We start from the raw sequence: 9535 nt of genomic DNA, 5'->3' as shown, positions 1-9535 counted from the left end.
ACCGCCTGTTCCGATGCTGCGGCATCGCGCCGAAGCAGGCCGGCCCGACGCCCTGCAGCGTCATGCTGCCGGAGCCGAGCAGCCCGAATGCCTGGCCCAGGCCATCCTGCGGTAGGGCGTCCAGGAACGGCCGTTGCAGGCCGAGACCGTAGGCGAATCCGAAGCCGCAGAGCAGCAGCAGACAGGACGAGACGCCCACTCCGGGCTCGGCAGCGAAGCCGACCAGCGGCAGTCCCATCAGCGCAATCAAAGGGGCTACCAGTCGCTCCCGGGTGGGCGGCCGTAGCAATCGGCCTACCAGCAGATCACCGACCAGCATGCCGACCGGCAGACAGCCCATCAGCACCGCGTACCAGCCGGGCGCGAAGTGGCGTCCTCCCGCGTAGGCGACGATCAGGCCTTCCGCGCCCGCTACGAACGCCGGCGGGAGCCACCGGGCCAGCATCAGTCGTCGCACCGTGTGTTTGCGCAGCAGCAGGCCGACACCGTGCAGGCTTGCCCGGACGGCCCCGCCATCGCCCCGAGCGCTGCCAGGTGTGCCGCCGAACTCTCCTGGCTGCAGCCGGGGTAGCCGGATGCGGATAGCGAGCGCGCAGCCGAGGTAGAGGGCGGCGCTGACCGCGAGCGCCTGGCGCGGGCCGAGTACCGCGACGGCCGCACCTCCAGCGCCAGACCGAACAATTGCGCGCCGGAGGCAGCGATGTTGTTCAGTGAACGGCCCAGTACATAGGCGTCGCCCTCCAGCGACTGCGCGACCAGCCGACTCGACGAGCCGTGAAACACCGGTGTGGTGAGGGCGACCAGCGCCACGACACCGAGGCTTGCCGCGACCGGCATCCGCACCAGGGCGAGCAGCAGGGCGGAGGCGCACGTCAAGGCGTAGCCGCCGGTGATGAGCGCGCGGGGCGGCAGTCGGTCGGCCAGTGAGCCCAGCAGCAGCGAGCCGAACAGCTGCGGGATGAAGCCGATGCCGAAGGCCAGTGCGCTCAGCAGCGCGGAGCCGGTGGCCGAGAAGACCAGCACCGAGAACGTGGTGATCCGCAGCGCGTCCGCAGTGATTGCGACGGTGCGGGTTGAGAAGAGCAGCCGGAATCGTGGCTCGGCCAGCACCTCCCGGTAGGTGGCACGGTGGTTGCCCTGCGCGGGTTCGGCGGTTGGGGTCATGACGCGCAGCCTCGCCGTGCGCCCACGCTACTCACCAATGATTCGTCGCTGGACGAATCGGAGCAGATGTCCCGCGGTAGCATGGCTGGGTGCTGCGCTTCGAAGTCTCCGTCGAGGACCTGCTGCGCAGCCGCTTCGCACTGTCGCCCGCGATGGACCTGTGCTTCCTGCTACGCTCGCTCGCCAGCCAAGACAGGCCGCTGCCGCGAGCCTGGGCCACCCGGCTCCTGCCGGCCTTTGAACGGCTTCGCCGCGAGAGCGATCTGAACGCCGCCCTCGCCCTGCACACCCCGCAATCCGGACCGAACTTCGTCGCCCCGCCCCCGCGCGGCCTCAACCAGACCTGGGCAGACGACCTGGCCATTATCCGGGCCACACCGCTGGAAGCGGCCCGCCACGAAATCGCCACCAACGCGACCGGCCCGTCCGCCCGTGATCCCCGCGTACGCGCAGTGCTGGACTCGACGGACGCCGTCTCCAGGATCGCCGAGGCGATGGACCAGGCGTGGCACGAGCTGCTCGCCACAGACTGGCCGCAACTGCGCGCGCTCTGTGAGCGCGATGTCGTGCACCGGGTGGGTGTGATCGGCGAACACGGATGGGTCACGACCATCGAGAGCCTGCACCCGAGCATCGCCTGGCAAGCCGGCGGTATCGAGATCGGCCACTTCCCCCAAGTCGGAACAGTCCGCCTCGCCGGCGACGGGCTCCTGCTGATCCCTTCGGTCTTCGTCGCGAATATCGCCGCCCACCTGGAGGACCCCTGGCCCAGGACCTTGATCTACCGTGCCCGCGGCACCGCCGCCGAGCGTGCCTCGTAGTGCGGAAGCGCGCGGCGACCAGACCGCCGGGCGGCCGCACCCGGTAGATGCCGTCCTTGCCGTACCGGATCACCGCCACCTCGTCCTCGATCCACTCCAGCACCCGCTCGATCGCACGCTCGTGCGCGGCCTCGATCACCCGCCGGGTCTCCTCATCCCCCAACGCCCACAACAGGTAGATCGTCGGCTGCGGCCGGGAGACGAAGTCGACGCCCGTGACCGTCACCCGCCGTCCGAGGGCACCGGCCTTGAACGCCTTCTTCGCCGACGCGCCCTTGGCGAGCAGGTCGGCCTCGATCCGGTCCGCGTACGGGTGCCGGCCCCGCTCGTCGAACAGGTTCCGCAGCTGCGCCTCGGTGACCTCCTCACCCGACGTCAGACCGAGCGCGGCAAGTCCCGGCCCATCCATCGCCCGGCCGGGACACCGGCTTGCTCCTGAGCTGTGCGCAGCGACGTGCGGGCCGGGCGGCGGCCATCGCCGACAACGGTCTCGCGCAGGTAGTAGCGGTACATCTGACCGGCCCGGATCACCCTGATATCCACTGTCATGCAGACCACGCCACACGGCTCTGACCTGCAAGAAAAGGCCGGTCAGCAGTACGTCCCGCCAGGCGGGAGCAGCAGCCGAACTTTCTTCTCAGGTGCCCGCCGGACGGGAAGCGACCCCAGGCCGGACGCGAATGTCATCGCTCTCCGGCAGCCCTCACACCCCAACCCGAACGACACCAACAAGCACCACTGAGCATCACCACGCGCCAAGGAACGAGCACCGCCAAAAGACGACCGCCTATCAGCCCCCGGCAACCGCCGGGGGCTTCGTCGTGCTGCCCGGAGGACACCGTGCCCACGGACGAGACACTCCCCCGCTTCACCACCGACCTCCAGCACCTCACCCCCGCCCAGCGCCGGCGCTTCCACGCGTCGTCTTGGACGCCTTCGTCCCCGACTTGCGCACCGAGCTATTCCGTCCCGGCCTGCGCGAAGCGCGCGGGTTCCCGAAATCCCGGAGCCGGAGTACGCCGAACCCGGACGCCATTTCCCTGTCTTCGGCGGTGATCGTGCGAGTTCAGCCTTCACGGCTGGGGGGCCGGATAGGTACCCGTGCTCATCCGGCCCGTGCCCCAGCCTCCGGTATCAGCTGGTGCGGCCGTTCACTTCGAAACGTTGGAAGAGGGCCGGCAGGAACTCCTGGAGCAGGAGCCTGGCACGTTCCGCGTCCCTGAGTTCGTCGTGGCCGAACCGGAAGACCTCGTAGCCTCTGAGCTCGAGTTCGCGGTCCCCAGCCACCAGCTCCGCGTACTTGTAGCTGTCGGGTACCTGACCGTCGTCGCGGGTGTAATGCTGGGACCCGTCGACCTCAAGAACGACGCGCTGGCCGTGGGGCAGTAGGAGCAGGAAGTCCATGCGGGAGCGCAGCAGCGCTTCAGGGCCCCGCTCGCGGACTGTCTTGTGGTCCCAGTGGAGCCACACCTCGGGTAGGAGCGCCGGGAGGTCATAGACGGCAGAGCCGAGGATGTGGTGGTAGAGCTCGAAGACGTTGCGCTGCCCGGGTGAGTTGCCGGGCAGACTGCGGCGGAGCCGGTGGTAGAGGGTCTTCTTGGCTTCGGCCTCGTCTGCGAGTGGGTGTCCTGCCACTAGGTTTGGAGGTCTCGCCAGCGGATGCCGTCGCCTGTGATCTCGCGGTCGTAGACGAGGACGTTGCCGGGGTCACCGACGATCTCGATGTCGTTGTCCACTGCGGAGAGGAATCGGATGTCCGGCTTGGTGAGTGAGGCGAAGATGACGTTCTTCGGCCGTCGGTTGTCGGCGAGCCGGGTGGAGACCAGGGTGAAGCGCGGGTAGCCGCCGTCGGCCCCGGTCTCACGCAGCTCGACTCCCGCGCTGCGGATCTGCTCGTTGATCTGTGCCACCAGGTGACGTTGGGCGGGCTCGTCGAGGAGCACGTCGGCGGAGACGGCCGATGCGAGGAAGCGGGCGAATCGCGCGTCGCCGGCTTCGAAGGCCCCGAGGCGTTCGAAGAGGTCCTCGGTCGACCAGTCCTCCGGGTTGCGGAAGACGTGTTGCTGGATGTGCTGTCTCAGCCCAGGCGGGCGATTGTTGCTGGGAAGTAGCAGGTCAGCGAGGGATTCTTCGCGGTCGAGTACCCAGAAGCGCTCCAGCAGCTTCATGAAGCGTGCTTCGTGGCGTGCCATGTCCGCCAGGTCCAAGGCTCGGGCCAGTTCGCGTCGGACCCTCTTGGGTATCGCCGGGGGTGACGACTCCGCCCAAAGTAGATCTTGTATCCCGTTGCGAGTCGCAGCGGTGAGACTCCCACGAGCCAGGATGCGTTGCGCGACGTGGGGGAGGTCGTTGTCGGAGACCTGGGCGTAGCTGCGTTCGATCCGTTCACGCAGCGATCCCTCCTCCTTGGGGATCTCCGGCATGGCCAGCTCCGCGAACGCTGCGTTGATGGTGGCGTGCGTGTTCCCGCTGAGGTGGCGCGAGACGACGACGTCCAGCAGCTGCCGAAGTGCCGAGCGATCCCTGCTGTTGGCCATCAGCCGATGATCCCAGAGCTCCGCCGGGCAGTCAGCAGTTTATAGCGTCCAAGACAGCTGTCGAGGGCAGTCAGGCTCGCAGTGCTGGGCGGAGGGCCGAGCGGTGCTGGCCATGGCGCGATGGACGCCCCAGATGCGGGCCGCCATGACCTGCCCCGGCAGCGGCCGGGGCAGGCGGTCGTTCACTGGGCGTCGGGCCGGTGCTCGGTGATCCAGCGGGCTGCCAGGAGTCCCGAGGCGGCGGTGAGGACGGCGGCGGCGATGACGGTGGCGTTCAGGTCGAGGGCGTCGGCGAGGATACCGGCGACGAGGGCGCCGACGGCGTAGCCGATGTCCCGCCAGAACCGGTAGGTGCCCAGGGCGTTGGCCCGTCAGGCGGGGTGGGCGTGGTCGGAGATGGACGCGATGAGGGCCGGGTAGACCATGGCGGTGCCCAGGCCCGGGAAGACCGCGGACAGGACGCCCGCGAACAGCGGCCGGTCCAGCAGGGCGAGGGCGAGGACGAAGCCGACGGCCTGGACGAGCATGCCGTAGGCGATCAGGGGCTTGCGGCCGATGCGGTCGACGAGGTGGCCGGTGGGGATCTGCCCGAGCCCCCACAGGATCGGGTAGAGGCCCTTGATCAGGCCGACGGCGGCGAGTCCGAGGCCGTGGTCGGTGAAGAGCAGGGGGAAGACGCCCCAGGTGAGACCGTCGTTGAGGTTGGTGATCAGCCCGGCCTGGCTGGCGCCGCGCAGGGGGCGGTGGTGCCAGGACGTGCGCGCGAAGGTGGCCTTTAGAGGTCCTAACAGAAGTTGTTGATCAAGTGACTTTCGGCTGGGGTGGTCGTTGGTCTGGTCGTGGGAAAGCGACAGTCGCGGCCGTGGATCGTGTCGGATGAACTGTGGTCGCTGATCGAGCCGTTGTTGCCCGAGCCGGGACCGAAGTTGGTGGAGGGCCGGCCGCGGGTGCCGGACCGGCAGGCGTTGTGCGGGATCCTGTTCGTGCTGCACACCGGTATCCAGTGGGAGTACCTGCCGCAGGAGCTGGGCTTCGGTTCCGGCATGACGTGCTGGCGGCGGCTGGCCGCGTGGAACGAAGCCGGCGTGTGGGACGAACTGCATCTCGTGCTCCTGAAGAAGCTGCGGGCGGCGAAGAAGCTGGACTGGTCCCGGGCGGTGATCGACTCCTCGCATGTCCGGGCGGCCCGCAGAGGCCCAAAAGCGGTCCCAGCCCGGTCGACCGCGCACGGCCGGGCAGCAAGCACCACGTCCTTGCCGACGGACAGGGCATCCCGCTCGCGGCGTCCCTGACCGGCGGAAACCGCAACGACATCACCCAGCTGCTGCCCCTGCTGGACAAGGTTCCGGCCGTGGCCGGCGTCGTCGGCCGCCCCAGACACCGACCCGACGCGCTTCTGGCCGACCGCGGCTACGACCACGACAAATACCGCCGCCTGCTCTGGGCCCGCGGCATCCGCCCGGTCATCGCCGAACGGGGCCAGCCACACGGCTCCGGCCTCGGCATCTTCCGCTACGTCGTCGAGCGCACGATCTCCTGGCTGCACGGCTTTCGCCGCCTGCGCATCCGCTGGGAACGACGCGACGACATCCACGAAGCCTTCCTCGGCCTCGCCACCTGCCTGATCACCCACCGCCACGTCCAACGCCTTTGTTAGGACCTCTAACAGACCGGGATACCGTCGCGGGCACGGTTCGCTTCGCCACTACCGCCGCGGCCGCCGGAATTCGCCCTGTGTTCGGCGTCGACGTCGCCGTCTCGCCGCTCACCTCGCCAGCCCTGGCCGGTCGGCCGCGTACGCCCGTGCGCGGCGGCACGCATGTGATCGAGCCTCCGCTACGGATCACCCTGCTCACGCAGAACGCGGGCGGGTGGGCTCGCCTGTGCCGCCTGGTGTCCGCCGCGCAAGCCGAGGCCGACGGCGCAGCGCCGGTCGTGTCCTGGCCCACCCTGCGCGCGTATGCCGACCGGGACCTGGTGGTGCTGCTCGGCCCGGCTTCCGAACCGGTACGGGCCCTGTCCGCCGGCTGCCCCGACGTCGCCGAGCAGTTGCTCGCGCCGTGGCGGGATCTCGCCGGAGAGCATCTGCGGCTGGAAGCCGTGTACCTGGGGCGGCAGGGCACCGGGGCGGGCTCGCTGCGGCTGACCGCGCGCACCGTGGGCCTGGCCGACCAGCTCGGCGTCCGTACGGTGCTGACGAACGCGGTCCGCTACGCCGACCCCCACCAGCACCGGCTGGCCGACGTGCTCGACGCGGCCCGGCTGCTTCGGCCCGTGGACCGGCGGCACCTGGACGGCGGCGAACGCTGGCTGAAGGGTCCAGCCACCATGGCGGCGGCCGCCGACCGTATCGCCCAGGCCGTCGGCAACGACTCCGCCCGGGCGGTCCGCCTGCTGGCCGAGACCGAGACCACAGGCCAGTCGTGCACCCTCACCCGGTCGATCTCGGGCTCGGGCGTCCCCACTTCCCCGCACCTGCCGTCGTCGGCGCCGGCCCCGAGCGCGGTTCGGCGATGCGGCTGCTGAGGCAGCGCTGTGAGGCGGGCTTGGTGGCCCGGGGCTTGGACACGGACGAACGCGCCGTACGGCAGCTGCACTATGAGCTGGAGGTCATTGGCCGGTTGGGCTATGAGGTGGTCGCCGACACCCGGGCCTTGGGGATCCGGGTGGCTCCGGCGCCGGCTCGATGGTCAACCACGCGCTGTTCGTCGCCACGGCCAACCCTCTCGAGCACCGGCTGCTGTTCGAGCGCTTCCTCAGCGAGCGGCGCACCTCGTTGCCGGACATCGACCTCGATGTGGAGTCCGAGCGTCGGCTGGAGGTGTACGACGCGATCGTCGAGAGGTTCGGGCGGGAGCGGACCGCGGTCACCGGCATGCCCGAGACCTACCGGGCGCGTCACGCCTTGCGCGATACCGGCCTCGCCCTGGGGATTCCGCCGCAGGTCATCGGGGAGATCGCGAAGAGTTTTCCGCACATCCGGGCCCGGGATATCCGCAGTGCCCTGGCCGAGCTGCCGGAGCTGCGGCAACTCGCCACTCAGGCAGCAAAGTTCGGACCGCTGTGGGAGCTCGCCGAAGGCCTGGACGCGCTCCCCGCGGCTACGCCATGCACCCCTGCGGAGTGATCCTTTCGAACGCGGCGCTGCTGGACCGGCTGCCGGTACAGCCCACCCCGGCCGGATACCCGATGGTGCAGGCCGACAAGGAGGACGTCGAAGACTTCGGCCTGCTGAAGCTCGACGTCCTCGGCGTGCGGATGCAGTCCGCGATGGCGCACGCTGTCGCCGAGATCCACCGCACCACGGGACGCCTGCTCGATCTCGACAACCCCGACCACGTTTCCCTCGACGACCCGCCTGCCTTCGACCTCATCCGGCGCAGCGACACGGTCGGGCTGTTCCAGCTCGATTCCGTGTCAAGTCTGTGCGTGTTGCAGGGCTGGCCCTGATGGGGCGGCGAACCTCAGCACCTGGCCACAGGAGCTAATTCGTATCCTTCAACTGATCTTTCACGGCCGGGCATACGGTTGTTCTGGCGCCCGATCTACACCGCAAGAGGGCCAGGCGACAGAAGATCCGCACCCCGAGGACAAGAACCTGCTGGCCCTGGACCACCAGCTCGTCAGCGGCCCGTACCGGCTCTCGGTAGCCGCTCTCTGGACCTTTCCGACTGGCACCGTGCGGGTGGTCAAACCCCCGCTTCTTCATGCTCTTCTCTACGTTGCTCGGCGTTTTCGGGCAGTTCCCGGATGCGTGGCAGCCCGGATGCAGCGACCCACAGCACGCTGAGCACGGCGCCCGCTGTGCCGATCCACAGGGTGGGCCGCAGGCCGAGCGCGGTGCCCAGCGTGCCGGCCAGCACCGCGCCGATCGGGCGCACCCCGAAGTTGGCGGTCTGGACCACGCCCATCACGCGGGAGCGCAGCGTGGGCGGGATGACGGCGATCAGATAGCTGTTGGCCGCGATGTCCATGACCGCGACCCCGCAGCCGGCGCCGAGTTGCGCAGCGATCAGCGCAGCGATGACCAACGGCCCCGGGCCTTCGGCCAGTGGCACCAGCAGCAGGGGGAGGCTGAACCACAGGAAGCCGGCCACGATGGCCGGGCCGAGGCCGATCCGCCTCACCACACGCGGCGCGGCGTAGGCACCGGCCAGCCCACCGAGCCCGAACGCGGCCATCACCGCGCCCAACGCCCCGGCTGACAGGCCCAGTTCGGTGGCTCCGTACAACACGAACAGGGTCATCAGGAAGGTGTGGCAAAGGCTCAGCATGGACACCCCGGCCAGCAGCAGGCCCGGGGTGCGGTTCGCTGTCACCCAGCGCAGTCCGGCCGCCAGCCCGCTTGCCTCACGTGGTGCGGGCGGCGCCTCCCGTGCCCTGATGCTTCTCAGGCACACCGCCGACACCAAATAGGTCAGGGCGTCCACCAGCAGTGCGAACGGCGCCGACAGTACCTGTACCAACGCGCCACCGGTGCTCGGTCCGGCGACTGCGGCCGCCGACCTGCTCCCGGAGAGCAGCGCGTTGCCGTCCACATACCGCTCCGCAGCGACCACAGAGGCGTACACGTGGTGATTGCAGACCCGGAACAACACGGTCAGCGCCCCGACGACGAACTCCGTCACGAACAGGTGAGCCATCGTCAGCGCCCCGCACGCATACGCCAGCGGTATCGAGGCCACCGCGGCGAACCGCCCGAAGTCGGCGACGATCATCGCCTGGCGCCGGTTGGCCTGCCGGTCCGCCCATGCCCCGCCAGGGATCGACAGCAGCAACGACGGCAGCAGGGCCACCGCCGTCAGCCAGCCCATCTCGGCCGCACCCGCGTCCAGCAACAGCACGGCGGCCAGCGGGATAGCCAAGATGTTGATCTCGTCCCCGACCAGCGAGACGCTCTGCGCACCCCAGTACAGCCGGAACCCCCGCTCCCGCAACAGCCCCACCCGCGACGGCGCGTCCCCCGCACTCCCCCGACGGCGGATCCCTCTCATGCTCGCCCTGCTCATCAGC

6 protein-coding genes and 4 pseudogenes are annotated in these 9535 nt (G+C 69.6%); 3 read left to right on the top strand and 7 right to left on the bottom strand.

The window, feature by feature from the left end; translation table 11 throughout:
• Positions 1-1164 (bottom strand): annotated as a pseudogene (locus tag A4E84_RS45570) (MFS transporter); the annotation flags it as partial.
• 89 nt (positions 1165-1253) lie between these two features.
• On the opposite strand from A4E84_RS45570, the gene A4E84_RS42755 reads away from it, so the two are divergent.
• Positions 1254-1985 (top strand): ArsR family transcriptional regulator, encoded by a 732-nt coding sequence (locus A4E84_RS42755; RefSeq protein WP_237304732.1) that lies wholly within the window; start codon positions 1254-1256, stop codon positions 1983-1985.
• 61 nt (positions 1986-2046) lie between these two features.
• Here A4E84_RS42755 and A4E84_RS45115 read toward each other — a convergent pair.
• The 5 genes and pseudogenes from A4E84_RS45115 to A4E84_RS45110 form a co-directional block, all read right to left on the bottom strand.
• Positions 2047-2394 (bottom strand): annotated as a pseudogene (locus A4E84_RS45115) (relaxase domain-containing protein); the annotation flags it as partial.
• Positions 2361-2534 (bottom strand): hypothetical protein, encoded by a 174-nt coding sequence (locus A4E84_RS43185; RefSeq protein WP_159029680.1) that lies wholly within the window; start codon positions 2532-2534, stop codon positions 2361-2363. The pseudogene A4E84_RS45115 and the gene A4E84_RS43185, both read right to left, overlap by 34 nt.
• 585 nt (positions 2535-3119) lie before the next feature.
• Positions 3120-3620, bottom strand: a complete 501-nt coding sequence (locus A4E84_RS44010) for a hypothetical protein (RefSeq protein ID WP_213084198.1) — start codon at positions 3618-3620, stop codon at positions 3120-3122.
• Complete coding sequence (locus A4E84_RS44005) at positions 3620-4522, bottom strand: AbiJ-related protein (RefSeq protein WP_213084199.1); 903 nt, start codon at positions 4520-4522, stop codon at positions 3620-3622. The genes A4E84_RS44010 and A4E84_RS44005 overlap by 1 nt, the downstream gene beginning before the upstream one ends.
• 371 nt (positions 4523-4893) lie before the next feature.
• Positions 4894-5514, bottom strand: coding sequence for an MFS transporter (locus A4E84_RS45110; RefSeq protein WP_237304734.1), 621 nt, complete (start codon positions 5512-5514; stop codon positions 4894-4896).
• On the opposite strand from A4E84_RS45110, the pseudogene A4E84_RS41830 reads away from it, so the two are divergent.
• Together A4E84_RS41830 and A4E84_RS39820 are read left to right on the top strand one after the other, a co-directional pair.
• Positions 5425-6179, top strand: a pseudogene (locus A4E84_RS41830) (IS5 family transposase). The gene A4E84_RS45110 and the pseudogene A4E84_RS41830 sit on opposite strands and share 90 nt — an antisense overlap.
• A pseudogene (locus A4E84_RS39820) lies at positions 6140-7936 on the top strand (PHP domain-containing protein); the annotation flags it as partial. The pseudogenes A4E84_RS41830 and A4E84_RS39820, both read left to right, overlap by 40 nt.
• Before the next feature lie 275 nt (positions 7937-8211).
• Here the strand turns inward: A4E84_RS39820 and A4E84_RS39815 are convergent.
• Complete coding sequence (locus A4E84_RS39815; RefSeq protein WP_062931841.1) at positions 8212-9516, bottom strand: MFS transporter; 1305 nt, start codon at positions 9514-9516, stop codon at positions 8212-8214.
• Between the last annotated feature and the right edge of the window lie 19 nt (positions 9517-9535).

Origin of the sequence: Streptomyces qaidamensis (assembly GCF_001611795.1) — a bacterium.
GTDB classification, from domain to species: domain Bacteria; phylum Actinomycetota; class Actinomycetes; order Streptomycetales; family Streptomycetaceae; genus Streptomyces; species Streptomyces qaidamensis.
The sequence above is the reverse complement of the archived record's forward strand: the minus strand, read 5'-3'. Positions and strand labels throughout refer to the sequence as shown.